The following is a 17,552-nucleotide window of genomic DNA, read 5'->3' on the forward strand; positions in this document are numbered from 1 at the left end:
TCGTTCAGAAAGATTGCGTGATCAGAAAAAGTGCGTAATCTGAAAGAGTGAGCGGACTGAGGGAACGGAAGAAGCATGCGACCCGCGAGGCGCTGATGGACGCGGCGCTCCGGCTGGCGTTGGAGCGCGGGCTGGAGAACGTCCGGGTGGAGGACGTCGCCGAGCGGGTCGGCGTGTCGCCGCGCACGTTCAACAACTACTTCTCCAGCAAGTACGAGGCCCTCGCCGCCCGCCACACCGACCGCGTCCGGCGGACGGTGGCCGTGCTGCGCGCCCGCCCGGCGGACGAGCCGCTGTGGGAGGCGCTGATCGCGGCCGTCGCCGAGCCCTGGGAGCAGGCCATGACCAGCCCCGGGCCGCCCGACGCCGACCGGCTGGCCCTCACCAGGCTGCTGGCCGAGGAGCCCGCGTTGCGCGCCGAGGCGCTGAAGGCCCAGTTCGCGGCCGACGGCGAGCTGGCCGCGGCCGTGGCCGAGCGCACGGGCGCCGATCCGGACCGAGACCTCTACCCGCACCTGGTGGCGGCCACGGTGACCACCGCCGTGCAGGTGGCCGTCGGCCACTGGCTGCGCTCCGACCCGCCCGTCCCGCTGGTGCCGGTGCTGCGCGAGGCGCTGCACTGCCTGGCCGCGGGGCTGCCCGCCCCCCACCCCCGAACCGAAGGAGAAGCCCCATGACCGCAGCGGACGCCGCGACCGCGGACGTCGTCATCGCCGGCGCCGGCCCCAACGGCCTGATGCTGGCCTGCGAGCTCGGCCTGGCCGGAGTCCGTCCCGTCGTGCTCGAACGCCTGCCCGCCCGCAGCGGCCGGCCCAAGGCCAACGGCATCGTCGGCCAGGTCGTGGGCCTGCTGCACCAGCGCGGGCTCGCCGCGGAGCCCGTGCCCGTGCCCGCGTTCGTCTTCGGGGCCATGCCGCTCGACCTGGCCGGGCTCGACGGCAACCCGCTGCGCGCGCTGCCCGTCCGGCAGCCGGAGCTGGAGGAGCTGTTCGAGCGGCGGGCCGCCGAGCTGGGCGTGGAGATCCGGCGCGGCCACGAGCTGACCGGCTTCGAGCAGGACGCCGACGGCGTCACGCTCGCGGTGACGGGCCCCGAAGGCCCCGGCGAGCTGCGTACGCGCTACCTGGTGGGCTGCGACGGCGCCCACAGCCTGGTCAGGAAGCGGGCCGGCATCGGCTTCCCTGGGGTGAGCGCGCCCGACGTCGTCAGCCGCACGGCCCACGTCACCGTGCCAGGAGCGGTCGTGCGGCCCGGCGCGGCCGAGATGGAGGTGCCCGGCCACGGCACGTTCGTGCTCTACACCTGGCACCGGACCGAGCGCGGCGCGTACGCGATGCTGCCCGCGGGGCCGGGCGTGCTCTCGGTCACCGCGATGGAGTGGGGCGGCGAGATCCCCGGCGGCGAGGTCCTGGGCGACGAGGCGCCGATGACGATCGGCGAGCTGCGCGCGAGCCTGGCCCGCGTGCTCGGGGCCGACCTGCCGCTCGCCCCGCCCACCGGCGAGGGCCCCCACCTGCTCCGGCGGCTGAACGGCCGCGAGACGCGGGTGGCCGACCGCTACCGGGCGGGCCGCGTGTTCGTGGCCGGCGACGCCGCCCACGTGCACTCGGCCATGGGCGCCCCCGGGCTCAACCTCGGCCTCCAGGACGCCGCCAACCTGGCCTGGAAGCTGGCCGCCGAGCTCCAGGGCTGGGCGCCCGAGGGGCTGCTCGACACCTACGACGCCGAGCGCAGGCCCGCCGCCGAGCGGGTGGCCGTGCACTCCAGCGCCCAGCTCGCCCTGGCCGCGCCGGGCCCCGACGTGACCGCCCTGCGCACGCTGTTCGCCGAGCTGCTGGGGGACGACGCCAACCGGCGGCGCGTCGCGGCGCTCATGGCGGGCTCCGACCTGCCCTACCCGACGCCCGGCAGCGGCCATCCCCTCGCCGGCCGGTTCCTGGCCGACCTGCCCGCGGAGCCCGCCTCCCGGGCCCGTCCGCTGCTGCTCGACCGCACCGGCGAGCTGCGCGTGCGCCACGAGCGGGTCGAGACGGTCACCGTGCCGTCGTGCCCGGCCGAGGCCGTGCTGGTGCGCCCCGACGGCTACGTGGCCTGGGCGGGCACGCCCGACGAGACGCTGACACAGGCCCTAGAGACCTGGTTCGGCAAGGGTGTCGAGGTGGCGGCGTAGACAGCGGCGCATCAGGGCGGGCGTCATCCGCTCGGGGTGCAGCACGCCCTCGACCGTGAGCCCGTCGATCAGCGCGCACAGCCGTTCGGTCTCCACCTCGGCGTCGGCGCGCAGGCGGCCGTGCGCGGCGATGCCCTCGATGATCCGGCCGACCAGGCGGCGCATGCCGTCGTACGCCTCGCGGGCCTGCGGCTGGAGCTCGGGGCGGGTGCGCGCGGCCGTCGCGAAGGCCAGCCAGACCGCCGCCTCCTCCAGCCGCGGCTCGTCCAGGGGCAGCAGCTCCGACAGCATCTGCTCCACCAGCTCGGCCCGCTCCTCGCCGTCCCGCGCGGCGAGCAGCGGGCCGACGCGTTCCTCCAGGCGCGCGCTGATCCGCTCGATCGAGGAGCGCATCGCGAAGGTCATCAGCTCGGTGTGCCCGGCGAAGTAGTGGCGGACCGAGCCGATGGCGAGCCCGCCGCGCTCGTCGGCTACGCCGTGGCCCGGCGCATGATCGGCCAGCCGCTCGTCGCCAAGGACGTGTACGCGCCGCCGGTCATCCTCATCGGCGTCGGCCTCCACGGCCTGCTCGACCTGCGCCCCACCGCGCTCGACGTCACGTGGCTGGCGGTCACCGCCCTGATCGGCGTCGCCTTCGGCGCCCCGCGCGCGGCCACCACGCAGGTCTTCCCCGAGGACGGCGTGCTCTGGCAGCGCTACACCTGGCGGACGCTGGTCGTGTGGGCCGTGACGTTCGCGATCAGCTTCGGCGTGGGCGCGCTGGCGGCGGCCGCCGGCATGCACGAGGAGGTGCGCTCGATCCCGCTGTCGATCGGCGTCGGCCTGCTCGGCGAGGCCCTGGTGATCGCGGCCAGGGCGCGGACGGCGGGCGTGCCGTTCAGGCGTTAGTCTGCGGTCAGAACAACATTCTGTACGCGAGGAGAGCCATGCCGGACAACCTCATCTTCCGCCTGCCGCCGACGTTCGAGACGATCGAGGAGGAGCGGCGGCACCGCAAGGAACGGCTCGCGGCGGCGCTGCGCATCTTCGGCAGGTTCGGGTTCGAGGAGGGCGTGGCCGGGCACATCACCGCCCGCGACCCCGAGCTGAGCGACCACTTCTGGGTCAACCCGTTCGGCATGTCGTTCAAGCACGTCAGGGTCAGCGACCTCATCCTGGTCAACCACGAGGGCCAGGTCGTCGAGGGGCGCCACCACGTCAACGAGGCCGCCTTCGCCATCCACTCCCAGGTCCACCAGGCCCGTCCCGACGTCGTCGCGGCCGCCCACAGCCACTCGATCCACGGCCGCGCCCTGTCGGCGCTCGGCCAGACCATCGAGCCCATCACCCAGGACGCCTGCGCCTTCTACCAGGACAACGCGCTGTTCGACGACTACACGGGCGTCGTGACCGACCTGGAGGAGGGCAAGCGCATAGCCGCGACCCTGGGCGGCAACAAGGCCCTCGTGCTGCGCAACCACGGCCTGCTGACGGTCGGCGACACGGTCGACGCGGCCGCCTGGTGGTTCATCACCATGGAACGCTCGGCTCAGGTGCAGCTCCTGGCCAAGGCCGCCGGGCAGGTCGTGCCCATCGAGCCGGACAACGCCGCGCTCACCCACCAGCAGATCGGCAACGACCTGGTCGGCTGGATCAACTACCAGCCGCTGCACGACCAGATCGTGCGCGAGCAGCCCGACCTGTTCGAGTAGGACTCTCAGGAGCTGCGGAAGGTGTGCCGGTAGGTCAGGGGCGCGACGCCGACGGCCGCGTGCAGGTGCTGCCGGAGCGAGACCGCCGTGCCGAAGCCGGAGCGCCTGGCCACCTCCTCCACGCCGAGGTCGGTCGTCTCCAGCAGCCGCCTGGCGTGGCGGACGCGGTGGCCGGACAGCCATTTGGCCGGGCTCATCCCGGTCTCCTCGCGAAAGCGCCTGGTGAAGGTGCGCACGCTCATCCTGGCGTGGGCGGCCAGCGCGTTGAGGTCGAGCGGGGCGTCGAGGTGGGCCAGCATCCAGTCGCGGGTCGCGGCGGTGCCGCCGGCGCCGTCGTGCGGCAGCGGGCGCTCGATGTACTGCGCCTGGCCGCCGTCCCGCCAGGGCGGCATCACGCAGCGGCGGGCGGCCCGGTTGGCCACCTCGGCGCCGTGGTCGCGCTTGATCACGTACAGGCACAGGTCGAGGCCCGCCGCCACGCCGGCCGAGGTGAGCACGTCGCCGTCGTCCACGAAGAGCACGTCGGGGTCCAGCTTGACCTGGGGGAACAGGGCGGCGAAGCGGGCCGCCTCGCGCCAGTGCGTGGTGGCCGGGCGGCCGTCCAGCAGGCCCGCCGCGGCCAGCACGAACGCGCCCGTGCAGATCGACATGACCCGCGGCCGGTCCTGAAGGGCCGCGCGCAGGGTGGCGGTGATCGTGCCGTCCTTCATCGCCCGGCCCGCGTGGATGCCGGGGACCAGCACCGTGTCGGCCGTGTCGAGCACGTCGAGGTCGTGGTCGGGCAGCACGGTGTAGCCGGCCGTGCAGCGGACCGGCTCGCGGTCGGGGGAGCAGGTCACGACCTCGTAGAGCTTCTCGCCGCCGGGCGTCTCGGCCGACTGGAAGACCTGGCCGGGGACGCCGAGGTCGAGCGGGGCGAAGTGGTTCAGCACGACGACCGCGACACGATGGGCCATGGCCCGATTCTTGCACATATTGGCTTTCGGGCCACTCACGCCTTCAAAACGCGATGAATCAGGATTGGCGCATGACGTTGAGCACCACCCCCGCCCCCACGCGGACCCGCCGGATCCACCGCGCCTGGTGGGTCGCGGCCGTGGCCTTCGTGGCCATCCTCGGCGCGGCCGGCTTCCGCGCCACCCCCGGCGTGCTGATCACCCCGCTGCACGACGAGTTCGGCTGGAGCACGGGCACGATCTCGCTGGCCGTGTCGATCAACCTGGTGCTCTACGGGCTGACCGCGCCCTTCGCCGCCGCGCTGATGGACCGCTTCGGCATGCGCCGCGTGGTGTCGCTGGCGCTGCTGCTGGTCGCGGTGGGCAGCGGGCTCACCGTGATCATGACGGCGAGCTGGCACCTGCTGCTGTTCTGGGGCGTGTTCATCGGGCTCGGCACCGGGTCGATGGCGCTGGTGTTCGCCGCCACGGTGACCGACCGGTGGTTCGTCCGGCACCGCGGGCTCGTCACCGGCATCCTGACCGCGGCGGGCGCGACGGGGCAGCTCATCTTCCTGCCCGTGCTGGCCTGGCTCGCCGAGGGGCCGGGCTGGCGGGCGGCCTCCCTGACGGTGGCCGGCGCCGCGCTCGCGGTGGTGCCGTTCGTCTGGTGGTTGCTGCGCGACCACCCCGAGGAGGTGGGCACGACGGCGCTCGGCGCCGAGGCGGGCGCCGTACGGACCGGGCCGGCCGCCGGGAACGCGGCGGCGCGGGCGCTGACGGTGCTGCGCTCGGCCGCGCGCACGCGGCCCTTCTGGTTCCTCGCCGGCGGCTTCGCGATCTGCGGCATGAGCACGAACGGCCTGGTCGGCACGCACTTCATCCCCGCCGCGCACGACCACGGCATGGCCGAGCCGGTCGCCGCCGGGCTGCTCGCGATCATCGGGATCTTCGACATCGCCGGGACGGTCGCCTCCGGCTGGCTCAGCGACAAGGTCAACCCCAAGCTGCTGCTCGGCGTCTACTACGGCCTGCGCGGCCTGTCGCTGATGCTGCTGCCCGGCCTGTTCGCGGCCACCACCGAGCCCAGCATGCTGATCTTCATCGTGTTCTACGGCCTGGACTGGGTGGCCACCGTGCCCCCGACCGTCGCCCTGTGCCGTCAGGTCTACGGCCAGGACGGCGCGGTCGTGTTCGGCTGGGTGTTCGCCTCCCACCAGGTGGGCGCCGCCGTCGCCGCCGTGGGCGCCGGCCTGACCCGCGACCACCTCGGCGCCTACGACCTGGCCTGGTACGCCGCCGGCGCCCTCTGCCTCCTGGCCGCGGGAATGTCCCTGGCCATCCGGCATGCTAGACGGTGATGAACGAGACCGAACTGATGGTCCTCCCCCTCGTGGTCAGGATCGAGAGGGCCGCTCCCCCCGAGCGCACCGACGCGCTGGAGGCCGCCGCCATGGCCGTGCTGAGCCTGCTGGACGACCCGGGTGAGTGGGCCGCCGAGCTGCTCGCCTGGCAGTCCACCGGCAAGATCCGCAAGGTGGTGCGGCGGGCCAGGGGCGCCGAGTGGCGCAGGGCCGCCGCGCTGCCCGGCCGCACGGTCGAGCACCGCACGGCGGAGGTGCGGGTGCACCCGCCCGTCCCGCTCGACGCCTGGCCCAGGGACCTGGCCCGGCTCCAGGTGGGCGGCACCGAGCTGAGCGACGCCGCCGAGCCCGGCGAGCCGCCCTCCGGCCCGCCGGTCCTGTGGGAGAACCCGAAGCTGACCATGTCGGCGGGCAAGGCCATGGCCCAGGCGGGGCACGCCGCGCAGCTCGCCTGGTGGGCCAGCGACGAGGCCGAGCGGGCCGCCTGGCGGGCGACCGGCCTGGCGGTCTCCGTGCGCGCCGCGCCCGCCGGGGACGACTTCGACGCCAAGGTGGCCGCCGGGCTGCCCGTGGTGCGCGACGCCGGGTTCACCGAGATCGAGCCGGGTTCGTGCACGTTCGTCGCCGAGGCGCCCTGGCTGCTGGGGCGGGTCGCTAGATCGTGAAGACGTCGGCCAGCACGCCGCCCGCCGGGGTGATCCGGGCGGGCGACGGGCTGTCGTAGACGACCATGAGCCGCCCGTCGGGCAGCACGGCCAGCCCCTCCGGATGGTCGTCGCCTACGCCGTAGGGCAGCTCCAGCACCGTCTCCAGGTCGTGCGCGGGCACGAGCCCGCCGCCCTGCCGCTCCCGCCAGCGCACGACCCGCACCGGGCCGTCCAGGCTCATCGTGGGACCGGTGAGCAGCAGCAGGTCGCCGCCGTGCGGGCACATGTCCCGCACGCCCAGCCCGCCGAGGTCGAGGAAGTGCTTGCGGTACGGCCCGTCCAGCCGTAACCGGCCGCCGCCGTCGTCCACCGGGCGGATCTCCAGCACCACCGCCCAGCCGCGCAGCACCGGCCCGCGCAGCCCCAGGTAGACCCGCTCGCCCACGACCGCGATGCCCTCGATGTCCAGCCCGTTGTCCTTGCCCGGCAGCGCCAGGAACGGCGCCAGATGGCGGTCGCCGGACAGCATGGCCGCGACGTTGCGCTCGCCGGACAGGATCGCGCCCGGCAGCGGACGCTCGCCGGTCCCGTCCAGCGGCAGGCGGACCAGGATGAACCGGTTCTCCTCGCGGACGACCGTGCCCAGCCTCCTGATCGACTTCTCCGGCGAGCCCGGCTTGGCCTTGCGGCGTTTGAGGCTGTGCGAGCCGACCGCCCACAGATGGCCGTCGGCCCTGGCCAGACCCTCGATGTCGGCCTCGTCGAAGCGTCCGGCGGGCAGGTCCACGTAGTCGGCCAGGAAGAAGGAGCGCTCGTCGCCGAAGTGGTCGCCGGTCCAGGTGAGCCGCTCGACGGTGGCGGTCTCGTCGCCGGCCACCCACAGACCCGACGGCTCCCACCTGACCGCGGAGAGATTCATGTGCGTCTGGGCGAACCGGGAGTCCTCGCCGAACCGCAGTTCCACCTGTTCCACCCCGCCATGATTGCACTTCGGTCGCTTCACACACGCAATGGCGGGATATGTCGTACGCTCCCGTCGTGCTCCATGGGGAAGATGAGACCGAGGGTTCACGAGTGAGAACCACAGACCGCCCTGCGAACCCTGTTTCACCGCCCAGGCGCTCCCGCATCGGCGATGTCCGGATGCGGTCGATATATCGGGGGCTCGCCGTCGTGGCGGCCGTGGCGGTCGGCGCCACGGTGATCGTCCTGGCGCTCCCCTCCGGGCCGGACGAGGTCGTGGCGGGGCCGGTAACCGCGCCGCCGGCCGCACCCGCCTCGTCCGCACCCGCCTCCTCCGCGCCGGCCCCCACGCCGTCGGCCTCCCTCACGCCGACGTCGCCCGCCACGCCGGCGTCCACGTCCGCGCCGACCCCGACGCCCTCGCCGGGCGCCTCGCTGGCGCCCGGCTACACCGCCATGCAGGCCCTGTACGCCGACCCGCGGGTGCCCCGCCTGACCGGCCGGACCAAGCGGATGGCCCTGCCCCGGCCGGCCCGGCGGCTGCTGAAGGACAGGCGCACCGGCCTGGCCGTGCCCCGGCTGGGCAAGCCGTGGAAGACGCACGGGGCGGCGCCGTTCACCAGCAAGCAGGTGCTGCCCGCGGCGCGCGGCGGCAAGCTGCGCGGCATGCTGGTGACCTGCCCGCTGCCGATCATGGAGCAGAAGTCGCCGCGCGACACGGCGCTGCTGGCCGCCCGCTGGACGCTCAACCACCACCCCAAGGGCTCCAAGATCAGTTGGCTCGCCTCACAACGGGTTAAAACCGGATGGATGCTCGTATACCGCGTCAAATACGGCAAACATTCCTCCCGGGCGGCCGTCGTCGTGATGGACGGGGGAATGAGCAAGCCGGGACTTGCGTTCGTCACAGTGCCTGACTCGCAGAGAAAGCGTTGGCGTGATATTGGCCGCGTGGTCTCAGGAGTGCGTGTTCTAGGCTAGAAAGATCATGTATGCGGCGATGTGGGGGAGTGACGCCGTGGAACGCTCTGGACCGCCGCAGGCACCGAACAAGGGCAAGGTCAAGCCGCCCTGGCGCTCGGAGGGCCTGCCCGGTTCGCCAGGCGGGCGGCCGAAGATCAACTGGTGGCGCTTCGTCGTCACCCTGCTCGTGGTGTACGCGGGCTTCTTCGTCGTCTCCTCCCTGGTCGACAACAACTCGGTCGAGACGATCTCCTACACCGAGTTCACCAAGCAGGTCGAGGCGAAGAACGTCAAGGACATCTACGCCCAGGGGCTGTCGGTCGAGGGCGACCTGAGGAGCGCGGCCAAGAACCCCGAGAGCAACGAGTCCTACACCAAGTTCCAGACCGAGATCCCCGCCTTCGCCAACACCGACCAGCTCGACCAGCAGCTCAAGTCGGCCCAGGTGGAGACCACGTCCAAGCCGCTGACCCGCGGCTTCTTCTCCAACCTGCTGCTGTCGCTGCTGCCCGTCCTGCTGCTGGCCGGCCTGTGGATCTGGATCATGCGCCGCGGCGCCAGCATGATGGGCGGCGGCCTGAGCGGGCTCGGCAAGTCCAAGGCCGCCAAGCCGGTCGAGGCCGCCAAGGTGCGCGTCACGTTCGACGACGTCGCCGGCATCGACGAGGTGGAGAACGAGCTCGTCGAGGTCGTCGACTACCTCAAGGACCCCGGCAAGTACCGCAGGCTGGGCGCCAAGCTGCCCAAGGGCGTGCTGCTCGCCGGTCCTCCCGGCACCGGCAAGACGCTGCTGGCCAGGGCCGTGGCGGGCGAGGCCAAGGTGCCGTACTTCTCGGCCAGCGCCTCGGAGTTCATCGAGATGATCGTCGGCGTGGGCGCCTCGCGCGTCCGCGACCTGTTCGAGGAGGCCCGCAAGGTCGCGCCCTCGATCGTGTTCATCGACGAGATCGACGCCATCGGACGGGCCCGCGGCGGCGCGGGCGGCATCGGCGGCCACGACGAGCGCGAGCAGACGCTGAACCAGATCCTCACCGAGATGGACGGCTTCTCCGGCGCCGAGGGCGTGATCGTCATCGGGGCCACCAACCGGCCCGAGATCCTCGACCCGGCGCTGCTGCGTCCCGGGCGCTTCGACCGTACGGTGCAGGTGGGCCTGCCCGACGCGGCCGGACGCACGGCCATCCTGGAGGTCCACTCGCGCGGCGTGCCGCTCGACGGCGAGGTCAGCCTCGACCGCATCGCCAAGACGACCCCCGGCATGACCGGCGCCGACCTGGCCAACCTGGTCAACGAGGCCGCACTCCTCGCCGCCAAGCGCGGCAAGGAGAAGGTCGACATGTCCGACTTCGCGGACGCGCTGGAGAAGCTCCAGCTCGGCGCGGCCCGCAGCATCGTGATGCCGGAGGAGGAGCGCACCCGCACCGCCTTCCACGAGGCCGGGCACGCCCTGCTCGGCATGCTCCAGCCCGGCGCCGACCCGGTCAGGAAGATCTCGATCATCCCCCGCGGCCGGGCGCTCGGCGTCACGCTGTCCACCCCCGACACCGACCGCTACGCCTACGACGAGCCGTACCTGCGCGGGCGCATCACCGGCGCGCTCGGCGGCATGGCGGCCGAGCAGGTCGTCTACGGCATCATCACCACCGGCGCCGAGAACGACCTCGAACAGGTCACCATGATCGCGCGCGGCATGGTGGGCCGCTGGGGCATGTCGGAGAAGATCGGCCCGCTGACCATCCTGCCCAACGACGGCTCCTCGCCGCAGGCGTCGCCGGCCACGCTGGCCACCGTCGACGAGGAGGCGCGGCGCATCGTGGACGAGTGCTACGAGCGCGCCGTCCAGGTGCTCACCGAGAACCGCGAACGGCTCGACGGCATCGTGGCGGCCCTGCTCGAACACGAGACGCTCGACGAGGCGAGCGCGTACGCCGCCGCCGGCCTGGCCAGCGGCAGCAAGCAGCCCGCCCTCGACTGACCCCCGGGAGACCCGCCTTTCCCGAGACTTAGGGGAACCCCGGCCTTGCCTCGATCACGGCCGGGGAACGTCCTCCCGCGACTCGGATCGGGGGACTGCCTTGACACTGAATGACGAGCTTCTCACCCAGCTCGGCGACTCAGGCGTAGACCAGATCGCCGGCATGCTCGGCACCGACACGGCCACGGCGCGCAAGGTCGTCGAGGCCGTGGCCGGCACCGTGATCGGCGGCATGGCCCGCAACGCCGAGCACCCCGACGGCGCCGAGGCCCTGCGCGGCGCCCTCGACGACCACGTCGACGCCGACCCCTTCAACGGCGACGTGGCCTCGCTGACCCGCGACGGCCACAGCATCCTCGGCCACGTCCTCGGCGGCCAGGGCACCGAACGGGCCGCGGCCGGCCTCTCGCAACTGGCCGGCGTCAGCTCCGGCACCATCATGCGGCTGCTCCCGCTCGTCGCCCCCATGGTCATGTCCCTCCTGGCCGGCCGCGCCGCCAAGGCCAACATGGACGCCTCCGCCCTCGCCGCCGACCTGCGCCAGGAGCACGCCTCGCTGCCCGGCGGCCTCGGCCACCTGCTCGACGGCCTGCTGAGCGGCATCTTCGGCGGCGCCGTCCCGGCCCAGGGCGGCCCGTACGACCCCGCCGACCGGCAGCCCGCGAGGGGCACCCCGAACCACGACTGGTGACCGCGCGGGCCTTCGGTAAGCTGGGACGGTGATCGTTCTGGCCTCTGCCTCGCCCACCCGCCTCACCGTGCTGCGCAACGCCGGCCTCGACCCCAAGGTGATCGTCTCCGGGGTCGACGAGGACGCCTTCACCGCACACTCGCCGGCGGCGCTCAGCCTCGTCCTGGCCAAGGCCAAGGCGGAGGCGGTCGCGAGCGGGCTGGAGGAGGGGCTGGTCATCGGCTGCGACTCGATCCTCGAAATCGACGGCCGCCCCTACGGCAAGCCCGGCACCCCCGAGGAGGCCGTCGAGCGCTGGCGCATCATGCGCGGGCGCACCGGCCGCCTGGTGACCGGCCACTGCGTGATCGACGTGCCGGCCGGCCGGCAGGCGGCCCAGGTGGCCACCACCGTGGTCCGCTTCGGCCAGCCGTCGCAGGAGGAGATCGCCGCCTACGTCGCCACCGGCGAGCCGCTCGGCCTGGCCGGCGGGTTCAGCATCGAGGGGCGCGGCGGCTGGTTCGTCGAGGGCATCGAGGGCGACCACGGCAACGTGCTCGGGGTGTCCCTGCCGCTGCTGCGCGAGCTGTTCGACGAGCTGGGTTACGCGGTCACGTCGTTCTGGCGCTAGCCTGCCGGGCATGCGATCTCTGCGCGACTTCGCCGCCGGCGTCGGCTTCTTCTTCCAGGGTCTCGGATGGGTGTCGCGGCACGGCCGGTGGTGGCTGTTCGGGCTGATCCCGGCGGTGATCGCGTTCGCCGTCTACGTGGCGGCGCTGATCCTGCTCGGCACCCACGCGCGTGACCTGGCCGAGTTCTTCACCCCGTTCGCCGACTCGTGGAGCTGGGCCGACCTGTTCCGCACGCTGGTCGGCATCGCGATCTTCCTCGGCGGGCTGGCGCTGGCGGTGCTGACGTTCACGGCGCTGACGCTGGCGATCGGCGAGCCGTTCTACGAACGGCTCTCGGCCGAGGCCGACCCGCTGCCCGGCGCGGTGGAGCAGCCGTGGTGGCGTACGCTGCCCCGCTCGATCAGGGACAGCCTGGTCACCCTGTTCTACGTGCTGCTGTTCACCGTGCCGCTGTTCTTCCTGGGGTTCGTGCCGGTGGTCGGCCAGACGGTGGTGCCCGTGGTCGGCGCCTTCGTCTCCGGCTTCTTCCTGACGGTCGAGCTGACCACGCTGGCCCTGGAACGCCGGGGGGTGGCCAGGAAGGAACGGTTCGCGCTGCTGCGCCGGAACATGGCGACCACGCTGGGGTTCGGGGTGGTGGGGTTCCTGCTGTTCCTGGTGCCGTTCGTGGCGGTGGTGGCGATGCCGGCCGCGGTGGCGGGCGCCGCCCTCCTCGTACGCGCCCGCATATCCCCCACCCAACCCCCCGACCCCACCCCCAACCCCACCCACCTAACCCCACCACCCGCCTAACCCCCACCCGCGCCCTCCCCCGGCCTGACCTCCACCCGCGTGACCTGCACCGGCGTGACCCCCACCCCCGCGCTCCCCACCGGCCTGCCCCTCACCTGCGGTTCCGCCCCCTGACCTGCCGGTTTGGCCCATCCGTGTGGTCGTCCACAGGGCGGGACGTCGGGGAGGTCGTCATCCACAGAACCGCGCTCGGGCGCTTTCGAAGCGTGCCTCCCCGGCACCCTTGACGCTCATGACGACCAACGCCCCGGCCCCCTGCCTCACGCTCACCAGCCCGGCCGACATCCTGGCCGCCGTCCCCTATCTGGTCGGCTTCCACCCCCACGACAGTCTGGTCGTGATCGGCCTCCACCGAGGCCAGGCCAAGGTGGCCGCGAGGTGGGACGTCCCGTTCCCCCGGGGCACCCTCGACCCCCTCACCGGCCTGCTGTCCCGTGAAGGCGTCACCGAGCTGGTCATCGTCGGCTACGGCAGCGGCGACACGGTCACGCCCGCCGTCGACGAGGCCAGGCTGCTGGCCGCCGCATCGGAGATCCGCGTGGGCGAGGCGCTGCGCGCCCACGAGGGCCGCTACTGGTCCTACGTCTGCGAGCTGCCCCGGTGCTGCCCGCCCGAAGGCACCCCGTACGACCCGACCACCAGCCAGATCGCCGCCGAGGCCACCGTGCGCGGCCTGGTCGCCCTCCCCGACCGCCGCAGCCTCGAGCGCACGATCGCTCCCGCCGCCGGCCCGGTCCGCATGGCGATGCGCCAGGCCACCGCCACCGCCGTAGCCGAGGTCCGAACCCGCCTGGTGGCCGCCCCAGACCTGGACACCTTCGCCCGCGGCTACGTCGCCGAGGCCCTCGCCGAAGTCCGCGCGACCTTGACCGTCCACGCCGGCGGCGTCCGCCTCGACGACATCGCAGCCGCCCGGCTGGGCCTGGCCCTGACCGTGATCAGAGTCCGCGACGAAGCCTGGACCATGATGCGCGACGCCCACCTGCCCCTGTGGAAAGACCTCACCCGCCGCCTGGAGCCCCGCTTCGTCCCGCCGGCCGCCTCCCTGCTGGCCATGGCGGCCTGGCGCACGGGTGACAACATCCTGGCCACCATCGCCCTCGAACGCGCCCTCACCACCGATCCCCACTACTCGATGGCCAACCTCCTGATGCACGCCCTGCAGAGCCTGCTCTCACCCGCCGTCGTCCGCGGCCGCCTGCCCAGCCCCGCCGAGCTCGACACCGCCATGGGCTCGCCCAACGGGGGCTGGCTGATCCCCATGCTCGGCCTGCTCGACGACGTCCCGTCCCAGCCGGGGCCCGGCCCGCACCGGGGGGCGGGCGGGGGCGCATGAAGAAAGGGTGCCGGTGGCCTCCACCAGCACCCTTCCCGCCGGAACTACAGGCTGCCTTCTTCGCGGCGCCGGCGCTCGTTGTACGCCCGCATCCGAGGGGGGTAGCCCGTCAGCTGCACGTCGTACACCGGTAATGCCAGATCTCGGGCCACCTTGTGGATCACCGCGGGCGACCCGACCCGGCGCCTGGTCCACTCGCCGTCGTCGGCCACCGCCACGGCGGTCGTGTCGGTGGCGAACGTCTCAGGCTCGACGTAGAACTCGACGCCACGCCGCGAACGTGCGAAGGCGATGAGCGCTTCGATGTCGGCATCGGTCGCCTCACGGTCGAATCGCGCGATCTTCTGCCCGCGCAGCCGACGGATACCGTAGCGGTCTCGCCATCTCATGGATCCTTTTTATACCGTCCGAAGCGCCGGTGTCGGGGATGATCTCGGGGACAGCTCGGGGTTTCTCCCGATGGCACGTCCGGCTCCGAGGACGCAGTATGAAGGTTGACTGCCGATTCCAAGGAGAGGCATGACCATCATGGCTGGGGTACCCAAGACCCCCGGGCCGGGACAGGTGCCGCCAGCTCATCTGCGCGTCACCCACCAGGACCGAGAGCACGTCGTCGAGCACGTCAAGGCCGCCTACGCGGAGGGCCGCTTCGACAAGCTGGAGTTCGACGACCGGCTGGAACGTGCGATGACCGCGCGTACGCACGGCGACCTGATGCCCATCATGAACGAGCTGTACGGGACGATGGCGGTGCCCAGACTCGCGCCGCCGATGCCCCGTCCGGTCCATCCGGAACGGCCTTCGGAGAGCAACGAACGCCTCCAGGCCGCCTTGGGTCACCTGCTGATCGCCATCGGGATCCCGGTGGTTGGCCCGTTGATCCTGCTGCTCACGGCGGCCAAGACGTCCCCGTACCTGCGGCGGCATGCGCTGGAAGCCCTGAACTTCCAGCTCACCGTGGTGGGGGCGACCTGCATCCTGCCCCTCACCGTCATCGGCGTCGTGCTGCTGCCGGTGATCTGGGTCGGCGCCGTCGTCCTGGGCATCGTCGGCGGCATCTCGGCCCTGGCCGAGAGCAGCTTCCGCTACCCCCTGACGGTCCGCCTGGTCAAGTAACGCCTCCTATCGGCGAAACGGCGGCGCGCGCCAGGGTGGGAGGAAACCGACTGCGGCGGAGGCTGACGAACAGACCCGCAGATTGCAGATTCGGGGGCCTCACGGATAGCGGAGGTCGGGGGGTCTCCGGAAGATGGATCGCGACATCCGAGGATCTGGATCAGGACCAAGCGCTGTCGGGGCTCAGGAAACTAGATCGGTCCCAAGGATGTCGGGGGGCGTCCATGAATGGCAGCGGGCCCGGGGCCCGGGACGCGCGTATTGGGACCAAGGGACGTCGGGGGACGTCCGGGGACATCACGGGCGTCCCCGGGGTATCGCGGGTCCAGGAATTCGAGTCGGGGGCTTGATGGATCACGAGACCAGGGCCGCATCGAAGTATCCGGAAATGCGAAGGGCAGGGGATCTCGGGTCGAGGGCCCCGAGGCATTAGGGCCGCGACCGGAGAGCGTCCGAAGAGCGGGACCCGGGGATGGTGGGGGACATCTGGGGATGCCGGCCAGGTGCCCGGGGGCCGGAACTGTGGCGTTGCAACCGCGATCGGGGAACGAACCTGCGGGACATCGGGGGACGTGACCGACGTCGGGAATGGCGGGGGATTGCGGACCCGAATCCGGCCCCGCGGTTTCGTAACCGAGGGACGTTAGGGGACGTCCGGGGACAGCGGGGGCGTTCCCGGGAGATCGGGGGCGGAGATTTGGGTTGGGGCCCGGGGTGTCACGGGACCAGGACCCACGTCGGGGTATCCGGGATGTCGAAAGACCGGGGATTCCGGGTCGGGGAGCCATCGAACCGCAGTATTGGGTCCGCGATCGGGAAGACGTCCGGAGAGGGAGCCCCAGGGATGTCTGGGACCAGAACCAGTAACTCGACCACAGCTCTCGAACATCCTGGCCGCAGTCCTCCCGACATTCCAGGCCCCAGCTCTCGGGCCTCAGCGCTCGCAGGGGTTTCGGTCGCAGCTTCCCGACGTCTCGGGTCCCGCTCCCCTGGACGCCCGACCCGGTTCCTTCGATCCCGATGTCGGGGTTCCAAGTCCTTGGCTCCACGGCCCTCCGATGGAGGCCGGCGATCGGAGCTGGGATGTCGGCAGTCAGGATCGGCGCATGTGCGGCATTCGTGGGCGCGGTGTTGAGGGAGGCCCGGCCCGCCCCCAGGGGACGAATGAGTGGGGGCGGGGCCGAGGGGAGGCCGGACGTCGTCAGCGGGCCAGGACTTCGTAGCGGACGGTCATCACGCCCGCGCCCAGGCTGCCGATCGCGTCGAACGCGGCCCTGGAGAGGTCGAGGCACCGGCCGCCCACGTACGGGCCGCGGTCGTTGATGCGTACGGTGACCGACGAGCCGTTGCGCGGGTTGATGACGCGGACGCGGCTGCCCAGCGGAAGGGTCTTGTGGGCGGCCGTCATGGCGGAGGGATTGAGGCGTTCGCCGCTGGCCGTCATCTGGGGCTCGCCGTAGTACGAGGCGCCACACGTCCCGGAGGACAGGACGCGAACCTTCGGCTTCGTGGCCCGGAGCTTGACCGGCTTGACGGTCTTGGTCGTCTTCTTCGCCGTGTCGGAGGCCGCCGCGTCGGACGAAGCCGTGTCGGAGGAGGCTGTGTCGGAGGCCGGCGTCTCGGTGGCGTCGGGCCGGGTGGCGTCGGGGGCCTTCGGCGCGGGGTTGGCGCCGTGCGGAGAGTTCGGGACGCTCTTCGCGCTCGGCCCCGAAGCGGTGGAGGTCGAGGCGCTGGGGCTTGATGCCGTGGGAGCCGGGGTGGTGGTTCTGGCCTGGGAGACGTTGGCCGCGACCGGCGGGTTGGGGGCGCCGGTGGAGGTGGACGCCGTGGCGGCGTCCTTGACGGCGGTGGTGCCGGGGGCGTCGTTGCCGACGGCGGCCCAGGCGGTGGTCGAGGCGGCGGCCACTACGGCGGCCCCAGCGGCGATGGCGGTCCAGCGGCGCTTGCCCGGGGAGAGCTTGCGGTCGTTGGGGGACGATTTGTGGGAGTGCTGGCCCAAGGTAAACCACGGTCCTAGCTAGGGGACAGGAAAGGGAAAGGCCAGGTCAAGGGGGGTGGGAGGCGTGTGACGGCCTGTCCGCCCGCAAGGGATGGGGGATCCGGCGGGCGAGGACGAACATATGCGACAAACAGCAGGTAAAGACAACTTAATGCGACATACAGTGACATATCTCACTTAAGGGCGCAAGAGGCCCAGAACGCCGAGCGTACGCCGAGGATCTTGGGGTTTCCGGAGAACGACAGAACTCGTCTAACCCCACGCCTCAGACCAACCCGACCCCAAGTCACAAACGCTCC

The 17,552-nt window shown here is 72.3% G+C and carries 18 protein-coding genes; 13 read left to right on the top strand and 5 right to left on the bottom strand.

Features of this window, described 5'->3' with window-relative positions:
- The first annotated feature begins 47 nt into the window (after positions 1 to 47).
- Positions 48 to 677, top strand: coding sequence for a TetR/AcrR family transcriptional regulator (locus ACIBQ8_RS38390; RefSeq protein ID WP_397194500.1), 630 nt, complete (start codon positions 48 to 50; stop codon positions 675 to 677).
- Positions 674 to 2,170: an FAD-dependent monooxygenase gene (locus ACIBQ8_RS38395; protein ID WP_397194501.1), complete on the top strand. Its 1,497-nt coding sequence runs from the start codon at positions 674 to 676 to the stop codon at positions 2,168 to 2,170. Before ACIBQ8_RS38390 ends, ACIBQ8_RS38395 begins: the two co-directional genes overlap by 4 nt.
- On the opposite strand, the gene ACIBQ8_RS38400 is transcribed toward ACIBQ8_RS38395, so the two are convergent.
- Positions 2,129 to 2,575, bottom strand: a complete 447-nt coding sequence (locus tag ACIBQ8_RS38400) for a TetR family transcriptional regulator C-terminal domain-containing protein (protein ID WP_397178118.1) — start codon at positions 2,573 to 2,575, stop codon at positions 2,129 to 2,131. The genes ACIBQ8_RS38395 and ACIBQ8_RS38400 overlap by 42 nt on opposite strands.
- 9 nt (positions 2,576 to 2,584) lie before the next feature.
- Between ACIBQ8_RS38400 and ACIBQ8_RS38405 the strand changes: the two genes are divergently transcribed.
- The gene (locus ACIBQ8_RS38405) at positions 2,585 to 3,058 is read left to right on the top strand and encodes a hypothetical protein (RefSeq protein WP_397194502.1); all 474 of its coding nucleotides are present in this window, start codon (positions 2,585 to 2,587) and stop codon (positions 3,056 to 3,058) included.
- 38 nt (positions 3,059 to 3,096) lie between these two features.
- A complete protein-coding gene (locus ACIBQ8_RS38410) occupies positions 3,097 to 3,861 on the top strand; it encodes a class II aldolase/adducin family protein (protein ID WP_387652680.1) in 765 nt (254 codons plus the stop codon).
- A gap of 5 nt (positions 3,862 to 3,866) precedes the next feature.
- On the opposite strand, the gene ACIBQ8_RS38415 is transcribed toward ACIBQ8_RS38410, so the two are convergent.
- Positions 3,867 to 4,817: a GlxA family transcriptional regulator gene (locus ACIBQ8_RS38415; RefSeq protein WP_397194503.1), complete on the bottom strand. Its 951-nt coding sequence runs from the start codon at positions 4,815 to 4,817 to the stop codon at positions 3,867 to 3,869.
- Positions 4,818 to 4,888: 71 nt separating this feature from the next.
- Between ACIBQ8_RS38415 and ACIBQ8_RS38420 the strand changes: the two genes are divergently transcribed.
- The gene (locus tag ACIBQ8_RS38420; RefSeq protein ID WP_397194504.1) at positions 4,889 to 6,157 is read left to right on the top strand and encodes an MFS transporter; all 1,269 of its coding nucleotides are present in this window, start codon (positions 4,889 to 4,891) and stop codon (positions 6,155 to 6,157) included.
- Positions 6,157 to 6,825, top strand: coding sequence for a peptidyl-tRNA hydrolase (locus ACIBQ8_RS38425; RefSeq protein ID WP_397194505.1), 669 nt, complete (start codon positions 6,157 to 6,159; stop codon positions 6,823 to 6,825). The genes ACIBQ8_RS38420 and ACIBQ8_RS38425 overlap by 1 nt, the downstream gene beginning before the upstream one ends.
- Here ACIBQ8_RS38425 and ACIBQ8_RS38430 read toward each other — a convergent pair.
- Positions 6,815 to 7,780 carry a DUF3616 domain-containing protein gene (locus tag ACIBQ8_RS38430; RefSeq protein WP_397194506.1) on the bottom strand — a complete coding sequence of 322 codons (966 nt, stop codon included), beginning with the start codon at positions 7,778 to 7,780 and terminating at the stop codon, positions 6,815 to 6,817. The genes ACIBQ8_RS38425 and ACIBQ8_RS38430 overlap by 11 nt on opposite strands.
- Positions 7,781 to 7,950: 170 nt before the next feature.
- Here ACIBQ8_RS38430 and ACIBQ8_RS38435 point away from each other — a divergent pair, with 170 nt between their 5' ends.
- From ACIBQ8_RS38435 to ACIBQ8_RS38460, 6 genes are all read left to right on the top strand, one after another.
- Positions 7,951 to 8,751 (top strand): hypothetical protein, encoded by an 801-nt coding sequence (locus tag ACIBQ8_RS38435; RefSeq protein WP_397178112.1) that lies wholly within the window; start codon positions 7,951 to 7,953, stop codon positions 8,749 to 8,751.
- Positions 8,752 to 8,788: 37 nt separating this feature from the next.
- Complete coding sequence (gene ftsH / locus ACIBQ8_RS38440) at positions 8,789 to 10,708, top strand: ATP-dependent zinc metalloprotease FtsH (RefSeq protein WP_397178111.1); 1,920 nt, start codon at positions 8,789 to 8,791, stop codon at positions 10,706 to 10,708.
- A 100-nt stretch (positions 10,709 to 10,808) separates the two neighbouring features.
- Positions 10,809 to 11,399: a DUF937 domain-containing protein gene (locus ACIBQ8_RS38445; RefSeq protein ID WP_397178110.1), complete on the top strand. Its 591-nt coding sequence runs from the start codon at positions 10,809 to 10,811 to the stop codon at positions 11,397 to 11,399.
- A 28-nt stretch (positions 11,400 to 11,427) separates the two neighbouring features.
- Positions 11,428 to 12,009 (top strand): Maf family protein, encoded by a 582-nt coding sequence (locus tag ACIBQ8_RS38450; protein ID WP_397178109.1) that lies wholly within the window; start codon positions 11,428 to 11,430, stop codon positions 12,007 to 12,009.
- A gap of 10 nt (positions 12,010 to 12,019) precedes the next feature.
- A complete protein-coding gene (locus ACIBQ8_RS38455) occupies positions 12,020 to 12,802 on the top strand; it encodes an EI24 domain-containing protein (protein ID WP_397194507.1) in 783 nt (260 codons plus the stop codon).
- A gap of 232 nt (positions 12,803 to 13,034) precedes the next feature.
- The gene (locus tag ACIBQ8_RS38460; RefSeq protein ID WP_397194508.1) at positions 13,035 to 14,138 is read left to right on the top strand and encodes a DUF4192 domain-containing protein; all 1,104 of its coding nucleotides are present in this window, start codon (positions 13,035 to 13,037) and stop codon (positions 14,136 to 14,138) included.
- 44 nt (positions 14,139 to 14,182) lie between these two features.
- Here the strand turns inward: ACIBQ8_RS38460 and ACIBQ8_RS38465 are convergent, their stop codons facing one another.
- Positions 14,183 to 14,527, bottom strand: coding sequence for a hypothetical protein (locus ACIBQ8_RS38465; protein WP_352327808.1), 345 nt, complete (start codon positions 14,525 to 14,527; stop codon positions 14,183 to 14,185).
- Between the two features lie 130 nt (positions 14,528 to 14,657).
- Here ACIBQ8_RS38465 and ACIBQ8_RS38470 point away from each other — a divergent pair, with 130 nt between their 5' ends.
- Positions 14,658 to 15,254, top strand: a complete 597-nt coding sequence (locus ACIBQ8_RS38470) for a DUF1707 and DUF4870 domain-containing protein (protein WP_397194509.1) — start codon at positions 14,658 to 14,660, stop codon at positions 15,252 to 15,254.
- Between the two features lie 1,201 nt (positions 15,255 to 16,455).
- Here ACIBQ8_RS38470 and ACIBQ8_RS38475 read toward each other — a convergent pair.
- Positions 16,456 to 17,253 carry a septal ring lytic transglycosylase RlpA family protein gene (locus ACIBQ8_RS38475; protein WP_397194510.1) on the bottom strand — a complete coding sequence of 266 codons (798 nt, stop codon included), beginning with the start codon at positions 17,251 to 17,253 and terminating at the stop codon, positions 16,456 to 16,458.
- Positions 17,254 to 17,552: the final 299 nt, after the last annotated feature.

The organism is Nonomuraea sp. NPDC049646 (assembly GCF_044465525.1).
Lineage (GTDB): Bacteria > Actinomycetota > Actinomycetes > Streptosporangiales > Streptosporangiaceae > Nonomuraea.

Bases quoted from the DNA above. Each gene is read 5' to 3' on its own strand.
- ACIBQ8_RS38410 (WP_387652680.1), top strand. From the start codon at position 3,097: ATGCCGGACAACCTCATCTTCCGCCTGCCGCCGACGTTCGAGACGATC.
- ACIBQ8_RS38460 (WP_397194508.1), top strand. From the start codon at position 13,035: ATGACGACCAACGCCCCGGCCCCCTGCCTCACGCTCACCAGCCCGGCC.
- ACIBQ8_RS38470 (WP_397194509.1), top strand. From the start codon at position 14,658: ATGACCATCATGGCTGGGGTACCCAAGACCCCCGGGCCGGGACAGGTG.
- ACIBQ8_RS38400 (WP_397178118.1), bottom strand. From the start codon at position 2,575: ATGACCTTCGCGATGCGCTCCTCGATCGAGCGGATCAGCGCGCGCCTG.
- ACIBQ8_RS38395 (WP_397194501.1), top strand. From the start codon at position 674: ATGACCGCAGCGGACGCCGCGACCGCGGACGTCGTCATCGCCGGCGCC.
- ACIBQ8_RS38455 (WP_397194507.1), top strand. From the start codon at position 12,020: ATGCGATCTCTGCGCGACTTCGCCGCCGGCGTCGGCTTCTTCTTCCAG.
- ACIBQ8_RS38415 (WP_397194503.1), bottom strand. From the start codon at position 4,817: ATGGCCCATCGTGTCGCGGTCGTCGTGCTGAACCACTTCGCCCCGCTC.
- ACIBQ8_RS38425 (WP_397194505.1), top strand. From the start codon at position 6,157: ATGAACGAGACCGAACTGATGGTCCTCCCCCTCGTGGTCAGGATCGAG.
- ACIBQ8_RS38465 (WP_352327808.1), bottom strand. From the start codon at position 14,527: ATGAGATGGCGAGACCGCTACGGTATCCGTCGGCTGCGCGGGCAGAAG.
- ACIBQ8_RS38435 (WP_397178112.1), top strand. From the start codon at position 7,951: ATGCGGTCGATATATCGGGGGCTCGCCGTCGTGGCGGCCGTGGCGGTC.
- ACIBQ8_RS38420 (WP_397194504.1), top strand. From the start codon at position 4,889: ATGACGTTGAGCACCACCCCCGCCCCCACGCGGACCCGCCGGATCCAC.